Origin of the sequence: Alistipes sp. (assembly GCF_020026455.1) — a bacterium.
Classification (GTDB): Bacteria; Bacteroidota; Bacteroidia; order Bacteroidales; family Rikenellaceae; genus Alistipes.
In genome coordinates, this window is the sequence record NZ_JAHHQJ010000008.1 from 104314 (window position 1) to 120340 (window position 16027).

At 59.6% G+C, this 16027-nt stretch carries 15 protein-coding genes; 6 read left to right on the top strand and 9 right to left on the bottom strand.

Annotation, left to right across the window (positions count from 1 at the left end):
- The first annotated feature begins 17 nt into the window (after window positions 1-17).
- Both QZ460_RS06355 and QZ460_RS06360 read left to right on the top strand, forming a co-directional pair.
- Window positions 18-1037, top strand: a complete 1020-nt coding sequence (locus QZ460_RS06355; RefSeq protein ID WP_290540739.1) for a hypothetical protein — start codon at window positions 18-20, stop codon at window positions 1035-1037.
- A 64-nt stretch (window positions 1038-1101) separates the two neighbouring features.
- On the top strand, window positions 1102-2736 hold the full coding sequence (locus QZ460_RS06360) for a hypothetical protein (RefSeq protein ID WP_290540740.1): 1635 nt from the start codon (window positions 1102-1104) through the stop codon (window positions 2734-2736).
- 291 nt (window positions 2737-3027) lie between these two features.
- Here QZ460_RS06360 and QZ460_RS06365 read toward each other — a convergent pair whose 3' ends face one another.
- The 9 genes from QZ460_RS06365 to QZ460_RS06405 form a co-directional block, all read right to left on the bottom strand.
- Window positions 3028-3936 carry a sugar phosphate isomerase/epimerase gene (locus QZ460_RS06365; RefSeq protein WP_290540741.1) on the bottom strand — a complete coding sequence of 303 codons (909 nt, stop codon included), beginning with the start codon at window positions 3934-3936 and terminating at the stop codon, window positions 3028-3030.
- 12 nt (window positions 3937-3948) lie between these two features.
- Complete coding sequence (locus QZ460_RS06370) at window positions 3949-4824, bottom strand: DUF1080 domain-containing protein (RefSeq protein WP_290540742.1); 876 nt, start codon at window positions 4822-4824, stop codon at window positions 3949-3951.
- A 42-nt stretch (window positions 4825-4866) separates the two neighbouring features.
- Window positions 4867-6339 carry a Gfo/Idh/MocA family oxidoreductase gene (locus QZ460_RS06375; protein ID WP_290540743.1) on the bottom strand — a complete coding sequence of 491 codons (1473 nt, stop codon included), beginning with the start codon at window positions 6337-6339 and terminating at the stop codon, window positions 4867-4869.
- Window positions 6340-6372: 33 nt separating this feature from the next.
- Complete coding sequence (locus tag QZ460_RS06380) at window positions 6373-6537, bottom strand: twin-arginine translocase TatA/TatE family subunit (protein ID WP_290540744.1); 165 nt, start codon at window positions 6535-6537, stop codon at window positions 6373-6375.
- 30 nt (window positions 6538-6567) lie between these two features.
- Window positions 6568-7641, bottom strand: a complete 1074-nt coding sequence (locus tag QZ460_RS06385; RefSeq protein ID WP_290540745.1) for a Gfo/Idh/MocA family oxidoreductase — start codon at window positions 7639-7641, stop codon at window positions 6568-6570.
- Between the two features lie 223 nt (window positions 7642-7864).
- On the bottom strand, window positions 7865-9529 hold the full coding sequence (locus tag QZ460_RS06390; RefSeq protein WP_290540746.1) for a DUF6377 domain-containing protein: 1665 nt from the start codon (window positions 9527-9529) through the stop codon (window positions 7865-7867).
- Between the two features lie 555 nt (window positions 9530-10084).
- A complete protein-coding gene (locus QZ460_RS06395; RefSeq protein ID WP_290540747.1) occupies window positions 10085-10597 on the bottom strand; it encodes a hypothetical protein in 513 nt (170 codons plus the stop codon).
- Window positions 10598-10674: 77 nt separating this feature from the next.
- On the bottom strand, window positions 10675-11067 hold the full coding sequence (locus tag QZ460_RS06400; protein ID WP_290540748.1) for a hypothetical protein: 393 nt from the start codon (window positions 11065-11067) through the stop codon (window positions 10675-10677).
- Window positions 11068-11501: 434 nt separating this feature from the next.
- Window positions 11502-12305: an energy transducer TonB gene (locus tag QZ460_RS06405; RefSeq protein ID WP_290540749.1), complete on the bottom strand. Its 804-nt coding sequence runs from the start codon at window positions 12303-12305 to the stop codon at window positions 11502-11504.
- A gap of 85 nt (window positions 12306-12390) precedes the next feature.
- Between QZ460_RS06405 and QZ460_RS06410 the strand changes: the two genes are divergently transcribed.
- The 4 genes from QZ460_RS06410 to nusA form a co-directional block, all read left to right on the top strand.
- The gene (locus QZ460_RS06410; RefSeq protein WP_290540750.1) at window positions 12391-13782 is read left to right on the top strand and encodes a bifunctional UDP-3-O-[3-hydroxymyristoyl] N-acetylglucosamine deacetylase/3-hydroxyacyl-ACP dehydratase; all 1392 of its coding nucleotides are present in this window, start codon (window positions 12391-12393) and stop codon (window positions 13780-13782) included.
- A gap of 6 nt (window positions 13783-13788) precedes the next feature.
- On the top strand, window positions 13789-14583 hold the full coding sequence (gene lpxA, locus QZ460_RS06415) for an acyl-ACP--UDP-N-acetylglucosamine O-acyltransferase (RefSeq protein ID WP_290540751.1): 795 nt from the start codon (window positions 13789-13791) through the stop codon (window positions 14581-14583).
- Window positions 14584-14710: 127 nt separating this feature from the next.
- Window positions 14711-15178 carry a ribosome assembly cofactor RimP gene (gene rimP, locus QZ460_RS06420; protein WP_290540752.1) on the top strand — a complete coding sequence of 156 codons (468 nt, stop codon included), beginning with the start codon at window positions 14711-14713 and terminating at the stop codon, window positions 15176-15178.
- A 26-nt stretch (window positions 15179-15204) separates the two neighbouring features.
- Window positions 15205-16027, top strand: an 823-nt coding sequence (nusA, locus tag QZ460_RS06425) for a transcription termination factor NusA (protein WP_290540753.1), incomplete at its 3' end; no start/stop codon positions are given.

The following is a 16027-nucleotide window of genomic DNA, read 5'->3' on the forward strand; positions in this document are numbered from 1 at the left end:
CAGTTTATTTGCAGACCATGAAACAGATCCTTCAAATAGCGGCAGCGACACTCCTGTGCGGCATGGCCGCAGCGTGCGACTCATCGGAAAGCGGTGATTCGGAGACGACCGCCGGCATCGACCTCCGCATTTCACGCGCCGAGGCGCAGGCTGCCTCGCCCTACGACTTCCGCGCACACATGAACCGCATCTATGTGGGCGAGCGCAAACCGGAACACAACAAGAGCGAACTCCATGTCAGGGAGATATCCGACCTCTACAGCATCGACAACGGAGAGTCGCTCCAATTCAGAATGACGCAGCTCAAGGCCCAGTGGTATAAATTCATCATTCTCTCCGTGCCGAAGATTTACCCCGGCACGGAGGGTATCGACGTGCGCAACTTCGGGATCTTCTCCGAGGAGCAACCCGACGAATCGTCGTGCGACCTGAACCGGCACTTCATCGACTACACCCCCATTTTGGAGAAGGCCCCCGGCACCACGGCGCCCGATGTTCCGGCCCCCGACGGCGACATTTTCCGCGCGGTGCTCAACTGCTGGGCGAAGAACAACCTCCTCGTGGAGGAGAAGATCACCCTGAAGCGCATCAACGGCCGGCTGGACATCGACATGGGCATTCTGACCGACCAGTTCCCGCAACACATCAACCGCATCATCATAGAGGTGACCACTCCCTCGCATCTCTATCTGAGCGACGACAACAAAGAGGTCGTGAAGAGCTCCACGCCCCGGACATTCACCTACACGACCCGCCCCGACGACCTGGGCGCCCTGCCCGAGTCGCAGCACCGCCACCACATCATCTCGTTGCCGCTGCTGCCCGGACTCCTGCAGGGGACCATCACCGTCGATGCCGCGGACAAGGCCTACACCTACAACATCTCCTCGTCGGGCGACGAGTTATCCATCAAGCCCAACACCGTCACCCGGCTCCGCTTCAACGGCATGGCGGAGGGTTTCTTCGATGTGCGCTACGCCGGTTACAACGACACGGGAATCAACGTCGAGGAGGACTGGAACGGCGGCTGGAACTGATGTCGGACATAATACAGAACCGAAAATGCAATACAAAAGATTACACGCAACGATATGGGGGCTGATGGCGTCACTGCTGTGGTGCGCGGCGTGCTCCGACGATTTGACAACCTCCGACGAATGGGGTGGCTCCCCACAGGCGGAGCACCCCGTAGGAGCGGAGCCCGCTCCCGACGACCCGACCTTCGTCATCTCCTACTCCATCGACAGCGAAGGAGCGGCAACACGCGCCTCCGATCCCAATGCCGGCAGCCGCATACAGTCGCTGGACTACTATGTCTACTTCCAGAGCGGCGCACTCTACAAGAAACGCCACATCCGAGGCATCAACGCCGCAACACACTGGCCCATCTCCGACCGTCAGCGGATGAGTTGGGAGTTGCGACAGGATTTGCAGGACACCCTGCCCGACGGATACGACTACCGCATCCTCTTTGTGGCCAATGTCTCCCCCTCGCTCTTTGCCACAGTACAAGACCCCCGAAGCGGGGCCCAGGTTGCCCAGCAGATTGTCCGCAACGACGAAGACTATCATACGGCACGCATCGTCCTGCCGCACGAGCCGCTGACCAACAAGACGATGTTCTACATGTGGGAGGGCGATATCACCCGCACCGATCCGGCCATCACCCCCGGCAACACGGTGAAGCCCCAAAACATCATGCTGCGCAGAATTGTCGCCAAGACCGATTTCCGGCGCGAGGTGACAGCTCCGACCCCAGCGCTGCCCGATGCCACGGACGCCCACCTTTACAAGGCCGTCAACGACGGATTCTACAAGGATTACAAGGCAAAGGTCGAAGCGGCGGTGGACAAACAGATCGAAGCATTCTGCCAGACGGTGTACACCGAAGTCATCGACTACACCGCCGAAGACGGCTATCCCTTCTATGGCGAGAATGGCGAGGCGGCACAGCTGAACGCCTTCCTCCGCGCCCACAAGGGCGACATAGCCGCCGAGGTGGAGCGGATGCTGATAGACGAATATGTGCAAAAGATGAAGGTGGCCAACGGGAGGCTTTGGGCACAGGCCAACCCGTGGGAGGGCATGACGGCAGAACTCGTCTACGCCACAGAGCAGGCCTCCGGCAAGGCCAATGCCTTGGGATTCGACCGCACGGCACACCACATGACCGATGTCGTCACCGACAACAGCTGCACCATAGGCAGCGACGGACAATTTTCCGTGGTGGGCTTTACGGGCGGGGATCTCAACCACATCAAGGGGATCAAGTTCACCGACCCATCCGGAGCCGCCGCCCCGTTTGAGATAGGGAATTTCGACTACGCCTTCACGCTGGGACAGGGGCTCAACACCCGACGCCTCGTCACCTGCACCCCCGCATCGACCGTCACCCTCACCCCGCAGGCTCTCACAACGGACCATACGGTGACCATCGACATGCGCGCACTGCTCAAGGATGCAGAGGTGACACCCGGAGTTACGTTTGACCAATATCTCGAACTTCAGGGCGAGAAAACAAACGGCTTTCATACAGGGTCTTACAGCATCCACGGATATATGGAGTGGTATGTTTTCCACATAGACCACCACTCCTATGATGCGCGCAGTTTCGGCAACAGTTTCACCGAATTCGCGTTCCCGATCTCCGCCATTCCCGATCTGACGGAATCCACATCGGTGAGCATCGACCAGATGATCGAGGTGCACCACACCTGGCGGCATACAGCCTACTAACAGGCGACGCCCGGGCGCATCGGCCATTCCCCGAGCCGCTTTCCAGAACTGCTCCCCCGAACTGCCGGAAGGCCTTGTTCGGGGATTTTTCACCGGAAGCGGAAAGAGCGGCCACCGGGAAACAGACGAAGCGCATTTATATATTACTAAAAACCTGATTGTTACACATTTCCCTCATCAGGAAAACTCTTTTGACAGCCGAAGACAAGAAAAAGCCACGGCGGCAGGCCCAAAACGAAAAATCCGGCCGTCCGCAGGACGACCGGATAGGCACAACATGGCCGGAAGGCGTTATCTGTCCCGGAAAAAGGCCGTGACGAAAGGCGCTTCGAGCAGGTAGTCGATACACTCGCGGACACTGCGCACGATGTCGTTGTAGCTCGAACCTTCGATCTCGACGATGATGTTCTCCACTCCGGCCTCCCGCGCGTTGGCGAAGATGGCGTCGAAGCCCACCATGCCGCTCTGACCGATCTCGCGGCGGTCCTTGATATGCAGGAGCTTGAAACGTCCCGGATACTTCCTGAAATAGTCCACCGGGCTGGCCTGGCCCATCACGGCCCAGTAGACGTCCATTTCGAACAGCACCTTGTCGGGATCCGTATTTTCGAGCATGTAGTCCAGCATGACGCGATCCTCGATCGTCCCGAACTCCCGCGAGTGGTTGTGGTAGCCGAACTTCATGCCGGCCGCCGCACAGCGCGCTCCCACCTCGTCGAAATAGCGGCAGTAGGTCTTCAGCTCCTTGAGCGTCGAGATCTTCCGCATCGAGGGAACCACGATATATTCCGCACCGGCGGCCTTGTGCGCCGCGATGCACTCGTCCCACCACGCGAGGGCCTTCGAGAAATCACCGCTCGCCAGCTCCTCGTCGGAGAGGTCGAGCGTGCAGTGCGTGGAGAGCACCCGCATACCGGCATCGGCAACATCCCGGCGGAATTGTTCGGGCGTCTGCCCATAGAGCATTCCATCCTTGTAGCTGGCGGCCTCGACCGAAGTGTAGCCCATGTCGGCAAGCTGCTTCAGGACGGATTTGTAGTCGCCCTGACTCTGGCCGAACACCCCGATCAGGCTGCGCACCGAATAGAGCTGGATCCCGATGTCCATCTTCGGAGCCTGCCCCGCCCGGGCGGATGCTCCGCCGGGGAGCATCGCCAGAGCAAGAAGGGCGCAGACAACTGCGAATAGCCTGTTTCTCATCGCAAGGAGTCCTTAATCGAGAATCTTGACCCGGATATTGCGGAACCAGACATCGTCGCCGTGGTCCTGCAGACCGATGTAGCCTTCGTGGTTCTCACCGCCGCAGTTGTTCAGCAGTTCGAATGCCAGGGGCCACTTTTCGGAGCTGAACTTGCTGTTCTCCAGCATCTCGGTCCACTGGGGAGTCCACAGGTGGTACTCCACGACATTCTTGTCGTTCTGGCCGTGTACAACCGTGCCCTTGTAAACCATGATCTTGGCCTTGTTCCACTCGCCGAAGGGTTTCTGGTTCTGCGGAACGGCGGGGATCATGTCGTAGAGCGACGCCGACTGGCGGTTGCCGTCGACACCCAGCCGGGCATCGGGATGGTTGGCGTTGTCGAGCACCTGATATTCGGGGCACGAGATGTAGATTGGTTCGTAGCGGGTCTTGCCGTCCTTCTGAGTCGTAACCTCCTGGGCCAGATAGAAGATACCCGAGTTGCCGCCCTTCGAAACCTTCCACTCCAGTTCCAGCTCGAAGTTCTTGAACTTCCGGGCGAAAATCAAATCGCCGCCATCGCCCGTCTGGGCCTCACCGCCGCCCGAGCCGTTGAACTTGATGGCGCCATCCTCCACCGTCCAGCGCGAAGGCACCTTGTCCTTGCCGTAGCCGCGCCAGCCGTTGAACGTCTTGCCGTCGAAGATCACATAATAGCCGTCCTTGTCCTGCGGGAACGAGGCCAGGTCCACCTGTGCATTGTCGACAACGGTGTATTCGGGGACAGCGTTGCGGGTCGTTTCGGCATCGGCCGTTTCAGACGTCTTGGCCTTGCCGCCGGGGCCGCCGCACGAAACCAGCGACGCGGTCAGAAGGGTGCATACCGGGAATAAAAGACTCTTTTTCATATTCTTTCTGTTTTTTTAAGTTTTACGTATCAGGTCGGTTCATCAGAGCGGCATGGCGGGAAGCGCCCAGCCGTCGCGGTAGGTGTGTTTGATCAGCTCCTGGGCGAACTGCTGTGCGTTCACGGGATCGGTCCAGGTCTTGTCGAAGGTCGGGTGTCCGTCCTTGATGTGGAAGCCGTCCTTGATGACCGTGCGGATCATGGCGTCGTCCGGGATGTTCGTGAAACGCATGTTCGGGCCGTCCCACTCCAGCACCTGGTTGAGGCTCTGGAGGCGTACCGCCAGCACGCCCATGACGACCATTTCGTTGAACGGTCCGGCTTCGCTGAAGTCCGATGCCGAAAGCACGCGGTCGTCGGCATCCTCCTTGCAGGCGCGCACCCAGTCCATCTGGTGCGATTCGGTGATCTCGCGCAACACCTTCGGAGCCTCGGGAACACGGCCCGAAACCAGATAGGGATCCTTGCCGTAGCAGCCGCAGATCAGCGTATCCTTCGTGCCGTAGAAGATGGCGCCGCCACCGCTCACGTTCAGGTCCTTGCCGGCCGGAAGTCCTGCGGGACGCTCCGGCATCAGGCCGCCGTCGTACCAGTGGACCTCGACTTCGGGCATGGCCACCTTCGGCATGTTGTCGCGGGCCGGGAAGATGAACTTCACGCGCTGTGCCGAGGGAGCGGACTCGTTCAGCAGCAGCGTCGAACTGCCCTCCACCTTGGTCGGATAACCCAGCTTCAGCCCCTTGAACACGGGGTGCAGGATATGGCAGGCCATATCGCCCAGCGCACCGGTTCCGAAATCCCACCATCCGCGGAAGTTCCACGGCGTATAGGCGGCGTTGTAGGGACGGTAGGGGGCCGGACCGATGAAGGAGTCCCAGTTCATCGTCTTGGGGATGCGCATGTCCTCCTCGGGACGCGCCAGGCCCTGCGGCCAGATGGGACGGTCGGTGAAGGTATCCACACGGCGCACCTCGCCGATCTCGCCGTTCCAGATCCATTCGCAGACCTTGCGCACGCCTTCATCCGATGCGCCCTGGTTGCCCATCTGCGTGGCCACCTTGTATTTGTCGGCCAGTTTGGTCAGCAGGCGCGACTCGTAGACGGTGTGTGTCAGCGGTTTCTCACAATATACATGCTTGCCGGCGGTGATGGCGTCGGCGGCGATGATGGCGTGGGTGTGGTCCGCCGTAGCGATCATCACGGCATCGGCTGACTTGAGCATCTCGTCGTACATCTTGCGGTAGTCGTTGAACTTCCTGGCCGCAGGATAACGTTCGAAAACGTGGCCGGCATATTTCCAGTCGACGTCGCACAGACCGATGATGTTCTGGCTCTCCAGCCCCTTCAGCACCGAAGCGCCGCGTCCGCCGACGCCGACACCCAGGATGTTGAGTTTGTCGCTGGGGGCCGTGTAGCCGAACTTCTTGCCCAGCACGGTGCTGGGTACGACCGCCAAACCGATCGCAGCAGCCGCTCCCTGCTTCAGGAACGCTCTTCTTGACATTTCTTTTGCCATCGTTTCAAGGTTTAATTTGAGTTAGTATTGAGGTTATTTGATGTTCTTCTCGATGTTGTCGACCTCGTCCTTGAAGATCTTGTAGCCTTTGCCCAGGCCCTTCATCAATTCCGGGATCTTCGTGCCGCCGAACAGCAGCAGCACGACAAGCGCAATGACGACGACTTGTCCCGCGCCGATAAATAACAGATGATTCATAGTTCAGGTAGTTTTTGGGTTATACGTTTCTCATGCGTGTCTGCGCAGCAGGCCGTAGCCGTTCTTCATCGTGCGGCGGCGTTCGCGGATCTGCCGCAGGGTCTCCAGCTCCCCGATGGCCGGGAGGTCGTGCCCCTGCGCATCGTGCAGAAAGCGCCAGGCATACTCCGAAGCCAGCGCCGCGTCGCGGAACGTCGGGAGGGTCTCGCTGCGGCGGCCCGTCTCGATCGACTCGGCGAAGAGTTTGCACAGCGTGTCGATATTCTTGCCCCCGTAGGGCTGGATGAGGCGGTGGGTCTGCGTCACGCCGTGCAGCTCGACGATCGCCGTCTTGAAGTCGTGCGTCATGCGCGCAATGCCCTTCGTGCCGATGATGTCCACGTAGGAATTGTGGGTCTGCGTCTGTGCCAGCTGGCCGTAGACATGCCCCTGGGTGATGTCGAAGACAACGCCGTTCTCAAACGTGCCGTGGCACTGCAGCCACCAGGGGTCCTTGTAGTTCCACATCCGCACGGCCTGGGCGTTCCAGGTCTTGAATTCCGACTGGGCATACCAGCGTGCGATGTCCACATAGTGCATGCCGCAGTCGTGGAAGGCCGGGCCTTCGTATTCGTGGCCCTCGCCCGGCGCCAGCCCCGGAGTCATGTGGCAGACCCGGATGATGGCCAGTTCGCCGATCTGGCCCTGGGCGATGAAATCCTTGATCGTATTGTGATACCAGGAGTTGCGCAGATAGAGGTTCACCGTCGAGAATTGGGGAGCCTTCTCGGCCAGTTCGACGGCCTGCCATTCGTTTTCGATACTGTCGGCGATGGGTTTTTCGGCGATGACGTGCTTGCCTGCGGCGAAAGCCCGCTCGATCTGCGCTTTGCGCGAGTCTGCCAGAGCGAACAGCCCCACGACACGCACCTCGGGATCGTCGAAAATAACCTGTTCGTCGTCCACCACCTTCGCCCCGGGAGCCAGCTTGCGCGCCAGGTCCCGCGATTCGGCACAGACGTCGCAGATGTACGCAACGTCCCACCTGCCGCTTTTCTGCATCTCGTCGAGGTAGAAACCTCCCATTCTGCCGAAGCCGATAAGGCCTACTTTTACAGGATTCATCGTGTAGTCAATAAGGTCGATTAAAAGTTAGGTTGAGCGTCGCGCCTCCCGTTTCCGACGGGGAAATAGCGGCAGGCACACTGCATTCCTTACAAAATTACCCCGAATAGTCTTCGATTCGAAATCTGGAGTGGAAAATGTAGAATCTGTTTTATAACATATATCTAATAAACAACACGTTAATATCTCTAAAAACCGAAAAAATGTAGACCGCTTGGAACGATCAACCGTCCGTTTTACCGTCCGTTTTACGGGCCGTTCCGATCTTCATGACCATCTTTTCGAACTCCTCGCGCGAGTAAGCCGCCTTGTTGCGCACCTTGGTCCGGTAGTTATAGACGGTCGACAGCGAGCATCGCAGGAACGAGGCGATCTTCGCGCTGTCGGTGATGCCCAGACGCAGCAGGGCGAAAATCCGCAGTTCCCGGTTCAGCAGATCCTCCTGCTTGGGCACGATCCGCTCGTCCTCGGTCAGCAGGGCATTGAAGTCCTCGACGAACGACGGGTAGAGGTTCAGGAAGATGGCATCGAAATTCTTGTAGAGTTCATCCTGCTCGTCCTCGAGCATCGAGGTCGACTTGAGCCGCCGGTTGAGTTCGTCGAATTTCCGGTCCTGGGCCAGTTTCTTGAGCGACTTGCGGTAGTTGTCCATCTTGTCGATATAGATGGAGCAGAGGTCGAAGAACCGCGCGATGTACTGCACCTTGACGGCGTTGGAATCCGACAGCTGTCCGTTCTTCTCGCCCAGTTCCTTGTTGAGCCGGGCCAGCTTGGCATTGGTCTGCGAAAGCTCCTCCTTGATGCGGTAGACCTTGCGAAGCTGCTTGCAGAGGTAGGCGAACAGCAGGATGAGAACCGCCGACAACAGACTGATCAGCGCCAGATAGTATTGCAGCTTGTGCTTGGTGCGGGCCTCCTTGGCCTGATGCGAGGCAATGATGATCGAGTAGAGTTCCGCCATCTGGACCGTGCGGAACTGCACGTTGGAAAAGAGTGCATCCTCGACGGCCGCCTGCGTGTAGCGGAACGCGCGGGAAAGGTCTCCGTGACGGTAATAGAGCGTCGCAAGGGCCTGAAAGGCGGCATTTTCCTTCGTGGAATTGCGGATGTCGGTCATCGCCGAGAGCGTGTAGTACTTCCGCGCCAGCCAGTCGTCCCCGCGGCGGCGGTAGAAGCTGCCCATCAGATAGGCACACTCGGCATAGAGCTGCGAATCGGGCTCGAGGCTGTCCAGAAGGCCCAGCAGGCGGACCTCCATGTCGTGCGACTGGTTGCGGCGGCTCATCTGGTAGAGCCGGTCGAGCTTGTAGGGCAGCAAGGCCGTGTCGGCCACCAGGATCACCGAATCCTGATAGCGCTCCTCCTGTTTGCGGAAGCGCCGCTGCCCGCTGAACGCCTCGTATTGCTGGTAGAAACGGTTGTAGGCCTTGTAGTAGGTCACCAGCATGTCGCGGGCTACCGACCGGCGGTCGATCGAGTCCAGAATCCGCTTCGCCTCGATCGACATACCCGTCGAGGAGTAGAGCTCCGCCAGCCGTATTCCCGAAAGAGTGACCTTGCGGCGGTCGCCCAGACGCCGCGCCAGCACGACGTTGCGCTCCGTGTAGCGGATGGCCGAGTCGAGTTTGTACTTGTGGAATTCGCCGAAGAGCCGGTCGTTGATCTCGTACTCCTGCGCGGGAGTCAGACTGCTCACGCTCAGCAGACGCCGCAGGTCGGCGATGCGCTGCTCCTTCCGGCAGTCGAAGACCTGACGGCTGGCGATCATGTGGTCCAGTTTGTCCGACAGCGTCTGTGTTTCGTTTTGCTCGCAGGCCGACGATAGGACGGCTACAGCGCAGGGCAACAGCAGTTTTGGCAGCAGGTATGTAGGTTTCAGCAGTTTCATGGTCGGGGTTGGGGCTGCAGGGAGCGCCTGCAAGCAGGACAAAAATACAATTTTTTGCCCAATGGCGGCTCTCTCTTTCAATCTTTCTTGTTTTCTGCCGCAAGGGCTCAGCGCCCGTTGCAAACCAAAAAGAAGAGTCGTTCCGGACTCCGGGCTCCGATTTCGGAACGAAACATCCCTATTCCCGGTTCAAGATACGAAAAATCGCCGACATCCGGAACAGAACGGACAAAAAAGAATCCCCGGCGACAAAATCGCCGGAGATTCGGACAAGAGCCTGCCGGAGGGCACCACGAAGAGCGGCGACGCATCGACCGACGCGCCATTTTCGCCGCGGAAGTCGCCCTCCCCAAGCATCTGGCCGGATTCCCGATCTGACGGACCCGGCCCCGCCCCGGGACATAACAACAAACCCTTTACCCAGAAGCGCTGCAACACCCCCTTGGTCCCGGAGCGTTGCAACAAACCCTTGTCCCCGGAGCATCACGACAGGCCCTTCGCCCCGGAGCACGCAACAAACTCTCGGCTCCGGAGCATTGCGACAGGCTCTCGGCCCTAAGCCATCTTTTCCGGCGGGCAGATCTGCAGCCGAGTCAGCGGACGGTATTCCAGATCCGCATATTCGAAGGCCTGCATGGCGGCAAAACGGTTGTCGGGCGTATGATACATGGCCACCGAGATTGCCGGAACCCGCGCATGGGGCATTTCCAACAGCCGGTCCACATTTCCGGCCGCCACGAGATCCTCCACTTCACGACTCTGGGAACGCTCGAAGTAGAGTTCTTCATAGCGCAGGTAACAGCGCCCGGCGCGGTGGTAGGGCGCACCCTCGGCGCTGAAAAAGCGCGCCGCGAGGGAGATCATCCCCGCCAGGGCCAGCGTCCCGCCGATGAAGACCGCCGCCGAACGGAGGTTGTTGGTCATCGAGCCCGCATAAACATGATTCAGAAACAGCAGCGCCACACCAGCCGCGAGAAGCGCAACAGGCAGTACGAGGGACTTGCGGCGGCGCACCACAACCTCCCCGGGCAAGGCGTACATCGCCTCGCAAATTTTAATCTTATCCATATATCTCTTTCGTTATTGGCAAATGTTCGTATTTCAACCACAGGGAACGGAAAACCGTTCCGGAAACGACACACGTGCTAAATAATGAGCCGCCGCAGCCGGTAGACATAGTAATCCACGGCATGCGGTCCGGCGGAGAGATCGGAGGTTTGGAACGTAGCGGTTAACTTGGAAACTCCCGTACCGCAGCCCCGCAAGGCGGCGCCGCGCACGACGGCGCGTTCGGCCGGAATCTGCCGGTCGCCATAACGGAACGAAGGCTGCGCCGGGCAGGAATTCGCCTCCCGGAACACACGGGGTTGGTGATTCAGATCCGAATTGTGCGTCCGCTCGCACTGCCACTCGTCTGCATTATCGCCCGCCAAGAAGGCCGCAGCCGGAGCCTGCCACCGGGTGCACACACCGTTGCCGCTCTCCGAAAAGAGCAGGACCGCCGCGAAGGCCAACACGATGAAAAGCAATTTACGCATCAATACGGTTCGGAAAATCTGACTGGCTGCAAAGTTACATTTTTTTCGCAAAAAACCGCGGCCGCGACCGAAATTATCCCGGGAAAGTCAGTTTTCCCCGACACGATGCCGACGAAAAAGGCCTTTTTCCACCAGGCGGGATCGCCCCCGCCCTTCGACGTCGCCGGAGCGGAGCTGCCCCCGGATGCCGCACGGCACAGTTGACCGATACGCCCCGTCCGGCCGGGCACAAGAGGTCGGGCACAGGTGGCCGGGCACAGGTGACCGGACACAGAAAGACTGGGCACAGGAAGCCGAGCACAGGTGGCCAGGCACAGGCGGCCGGGCACAGGAAGTCGGGCACAGGAGACCAGGCACAAGAAGGCCGGGCACAAAAGAGCCCGCACAAAAGGGCACGACAAAAGGCCTGGAAAAACCTTCCGCGAAGCCGAAATCTACTGGGGAATAAAGATATAAGTGATGGTTCCCGTCTGCCGGGCGGGTGCCGAGCGGTCGATGTTGAACAACGAATTGCGGGCGGCACGCAGGGCCGATTCGCGCATGCACTCGTCGCCCCCCTCGACGACGCGCGCGCCGGTCACCTTGCCCGTACGGTCCACCGTGACCGAGACCGTCACATCGCCCCCGCCCTCGCACAGATAGGCCGGGACCTCCAGATAACGCGACGTACGCACGGGATTGGTGATCGAGAACGACACCGTGACGCGCCCCTTCACCTTGCGGTCCTGACGCTCCGCGCCCTCCTTCCTGCCGTGGCGTTCGCGGATGGCCCGCTCCTCGGCAAGCCCCTGCTCGTAGGCCTCGCGGTTGGCGCGCATCCGCGCCTCGGCCTCGGCCGCCGCCTCGTTCAGCGCCGCAGCATTGGTCCCGCGGTCGTCGCGCAGCTGCTCGTTCAGGGCATTTTCGTTCGACTCCCGGTTGCGGATGCTCCGCCAGTCGATTTCCTCCTGCTGCTGCCGCTCGCGCACCTCGCGCTCCAGGCGGTCGCGCTCCTGCTCCAGATCAGCCAGCGTCTGAAGGTCGATATACATGCCCTGCTGGTGTGCGCGCCGGCCTATGACGATCTTCGACGAGACGAAGCCGATCATCAGCACCAGATAGACGATCAACGTGACGCACAGTCCGATGCGATGGTCGTAGGTCCACGCCCCCACATCCTCCCTGCGGTTGTCGAAGGGCAGTTTGATCCGCGGTTTGCGGGCGGATTTCGGTTTGTCGTCACGGGAAATTTCAGTCATTGCGGTGTATCGGAATTTTGAGCAAAAGTAGCGTTTTTTACCGAAATTTTCCTATCTTTGCGTGCAAATATTAGAAACACCGCTTATGTCAACCAAACAACAAACGCTGAAGGCCCCGATCTCATTCTCGGGAAAGGGCCTGCATACGGGCGTCAAAGTTACCATGACCGTGAATCCCGCCGAAGCCGGAACCGGAATCGTATTCCGCCGCACCGACCTCGAGGGACAACCCATAATCCCCGCCCTGTGCGACAATGTCGTAGACACCTCGCGCGGCACGACCATCGAGGTCGGCGGCAACCGCGTGCACACCATCGAGCACATCATGTCGGCACTCTGGACTCTCGGCGTGGATAACGCCGTGATCGACATCGACGCCCCCGAGACCCCCATCATGGACGGCTCGGCCCGCGAATATGCCCGGGCCATCACCGAAGCCGGACTGGTGGATCAGGACGCCGAGCGGCAGTTCTACCACGTGACCGAAAAGATGGTCTACACGATCCCCGAGAAGGGCGTGGCGATCATCCTCTACCCCGACGACGAATTCTCCGTCTCGGTGCACGTGGACTACAACTCGAAGGTCATCGGCAACCAGTATGCCACCTTCAACCCCGGCGACGACTTCGCCCGGAAAATTTCGCCCTGCCGCACGTTCGTCTTCCTGCACGAGCTGGAGCCGCTGATCAACATGAACCTGATCAAGGGCGGCGACCTGGACAACGCCATCGTGGTGGTGGAAAACCCCGTGCCCGACGAACAGCTGACCAAACTCAAGAAGATCTTCAACAAGCCCGACATCGAGATCAAGGCGGGCTACCTGAACAACCTCGAGCTGCGCTGCAACAACGAGCTGGCGCGCCACAAACTGCTCGACCTGCTGGGTGACTTCGCCCTGCTGGGCGTGCGGATCAAGGGCCGCGTCTGGGCCACCCGTCCGGGGCACTTCGCCAACACGGAGTTCATGAAGCAACTCAAGCAGACCATCCGCCGCGGAGGCGAGAAACCCCGCTACACCTACGACTGCCGCAAGACGCCGCTCTACGACATCAACGACATCCGCCACATGCTGCCCCACCGTCCGCCGTTCCTGCTCGTGGACCGCATCTTCCACTGCGACGCCTCGTCCGTGGCGGGCATCAAGAACGTGACGATGAACGAGCCCTTCTTCGTGGGTCACTTCCCCCAGGAGCCGGTGATGCCGGGCGTGCTGATCGTCGAGGCCATGGCCCAGTGCAGCGGCATCATGGTCCTGAGCAATGTCCCCGACCCGGAGAACTACTCGACCTACTTCATGAAGATCGACGGCGTGAAATTCAAACGCAAGGTCGTTCCGGGCGACACGCTGCAATTCGAAATCCACCTGCTGGAGCCGATCCGCCGGGGCGTTGCCCTCGTGGAGGCCAAGGCATTCGTCGGCGAGACGCTCGCCTGCGAGGCCGTGATGATGGCACAGGTAGTCAAAAACAAAAAATAGGAGGAGATGATCAGCAACCTGGCCTATATCCACCCCGATGCCCAACTCGGGGCCAATGTCACGGTGGAACCCTTTGCCTATATCGCAGGCGACACGGTAATCGGCGACGACTGCTGGATCGGTCCCGGAGCCGTGATCCACGACGGAGCGCGCATCGGCAAACGATGCCGCATCCACACCGCCGCTTCGATCGCATGCCTCCCGCAGGACCTGAAATTCGCCGGTGAAACCACCATCTGCGAGATCGGCGACGACAACGACATCCGCGAATACGTGACCATCAGCCGCGGAACCGCCTCGACCGGAACCACGCGTGTCGGCTCGCACAACCTGCTGATGGCCTACGTCCACATCGGGCACGACTGCGTCATCGGCAGCAACTGCGTGATCGCCAACCGCGTGTCGCTCGCCGGCGAGGTGCACGTCGACGACTGGGTCGTCATCGGCGGCCACGCCGCCATCCACCAGTGGACCCACATCGGAGCCCACGCCATGGTGCAGGGCGGCGCATTGCTGGGGCAGGACCTCCCGCCCTACGTCATCGTCCGCAACGACACGCTCCGCTTCGCGGGGATCAACAAGATCGGGCTTTCGCGCCGCGGCTTTTCGCACGAACGCATCGCCGAAATCCACAGCGCCTGCCGCATTCTTTTCCAGAACGGCCTGAACTACCTGAACGGTTGCGACGAGGTCGAAAAGCAGATTCCGCAGAGCTCCGAGCGCGACACGCTGGTCGAATTCATCCGCACCTCGAAACGCGGCATCATCAAACCGTATGAATCGCGCGGAAAAGAGGTGTAATTTTTAGATATAAATATTGGTATATCGGAATTTTTAACTATATTTGCGGTGTGAAAGACAACGCAACGGGTAAGGGGACGGGCAGTCCCCTTATTTCATACTTACACCGGACCGAAATTCAACGACTATGATAGAAACGAAACAGATAATCGAAGCAGCGGAACGTCATCTGGAGGGCTCCGACATGTTTGTGGTGGAGTGCTCCTCGACCCCGGGCAATGAAATCGAACTGACGATCGACAGCGACTCGTCGGTCGGCATCGACGCCTGCGTGGAACTGAGCCGCGCCGTCGAGGCGCAGTTCGACCGCGATGCGGAGGATTTTTCGCTGACGGTCATGTCGGCCGGCATCGGCTCGGAGCTGAAAAGCTTGCGCCAGTACCGCAAACTCGTCGGCAAGTCGGCCGAGGTGCTGCTCACCAGCGGCGTGAAGATCCTGGCCAAGCTGGAGGAGGTCACCGACGAAGGCATCACCCTCTCCTACGAGGAAAAGCAGAGCGTCGAGGGCAAAAAGAAAAAGCAGTTGGTGAAAGTCTCGCGCAGCTACCCCTTCGACCAGATCAAGTACACAAAGGAGTGGCTGGATTTCAAGTAACAATTAAAAATCAGATAAAGCTCACAATGGACAATCTCAATCTCATCAGCAACTTTGCCGAATTCAAAGAGCTGAAGAACATCGACAAGTCGACGATGATCGGCGTGCTGGAGGACGTCTTCCGCCACGCGCTGCAGAAACAGTATGAAACGGACGAGAATTTCGACGTCATCATCAACCCCGAAAAAGGCGACCTCGAGATCTGGCGCAACCGCACGGTCGTCGAGGACGACGCCGTCGAGGATCCCAACGCGCAGATTTCCGTTTCGGAGGTCAAGGCCATCGACCCTACCTACGAAATCGGAGACGAATATGCCGACGAGATCAAACTCTCCTCGTTCGGACGCCGCGCCGTGCTGTCGCTGCGCCAGAACCTCGCATCGCGCATCCTCGATCTGGAGAAGGCCAACCTCTACGAAAAATACTCGGAGAAGGTCGGCGACATCGTCACGGGCGAGGTCTACCAGGTGTGGAAAAAGGAGGTGCTGATCCTCGATGACGAGGAGAACGAGCTGATCCTCCCGAAAGCCGAGCAGATCCCCAACGACTTCTACCGCAAGGGCGACACGATCAAGGCCATCGTCAAGTCGGTCGAGATGAACAACAACCAGCCGCGCATCATTCTCTCGCGCACGGCCAGCCAGTTCCTCGAACGGTTGTTCGAGCAGGAGGTTCCCGAGATTTTCGACGGCCTGATCACCATCAAAAAGATCGTCCGCATCCCCGGCGAGCGTGCCAAGGTCGCCGTGGAGTCCTACGACGAGCGCATCGACCCGGTGGGCGCCTGCGTCGGCATGAAGGGTTCGCGTATCTACTCGATCGTCAAGGAGCTGCGCAACGAGAACATCG

Bases quoted from the DNA above. Each gene is read 5' to 3' on its own strand.
- QZ460_RS06355 (WP_290540739.1), top strand. From the start codon at position 18: ATGAAACAGATCCTTCAAATAGCGGCAGCGACACTCCTGTGCGGCATG.
- QZ460_RS06360 (WP_290540740.1), top strand. From the start codon at position 1,102: ATGGCGTCACTGCTGTGGTGCGCGGCGTGCTCCGACGATTTGACAACC.
- QZ460_RS06365 (WP_290540741.1), bottom strand. From the start codon at position 3,936: ATGAGAAACAGGCTATTCGCAGTTGTCTGCGCCCTTCTTGCTCTGGCG.
- QZ460_RS06370 (WP_290540742.1), bottom strand. From the start codon at position 4,824: ATGAAAAAGAGTCTTTTATTCCCGGTATGCACCCTTCTGACCGCGTCG.
- QZ460_RS06375 (WP_290540743.1), bottom strand. From the start codon at position 6,339: ATGGCAAAAGAAATGTCAAGAAGAGCGTTCCTGAAGCAGGGAGCGGCT.
- QZ460_RS06380 (WP_290540744.1), bottom strand. From the start codon at position 6,537: ATGAATCATCTGTTATTTATCGGCGCGGGACAAGTCGTCGTCATTGCG.
- QZ460_RS06385 (WP_290540745.1), bottom strand. From the start codon at position 7,641: ATGAATCCTGTAAAAGTAGGCCTTATCGGCTTCGGCAGAATGGGAGGT.
- QZ460_RS06390 (WP_290540746.1), bottom strand. From the start codon at position 9,529: ATGAAACTGCTGAAACCTACATACCTGCTGCCAAAACTGCTGTTGCCC.
- QZ460_RS06395 (WP_290540747.1), bottom strand. From the start codon at position 10,597: ATGGATAAGATTAAAATTTGCGAGGCGATGTACGCCTTGCCCGGGGAG.
- QZ460_RS06400 (WP_290540748.1), bottom strand. From the start codon at position 11,067: ATGCGTAAATTGCTTTTCATCGTGTTGGCCTTCGCGGCGGTCCTGCTC.
- QZ460_RS06405 (WP_290540749.1), bottom strand. From the start codon at position 12,305: ATGACTGAAATTTCCCGTGACGACAAACCGAAATCCGCCCGCAAACCG.
- QZ460_RS06410 (WP_290540750.1), top strand. From the start codon at position 12,391: ATGTCAACCAAACAACAAACGCTGAAGGCCCCGATCTCATTCTCGGGA.
- lpxA (WP_290540751.1), top strand. From the start codon at position 13,789: ATGATCAGCAACCTGGCCTATATCCACCCCGATGCCCAACTCGGGGCC.
- rimP (WP_290540752.1), top strand. From the start codon at position 14,711: ATGATAGAAACGAAACAGATAATCGAAGCAGCGGAACGTCATCTGGAG.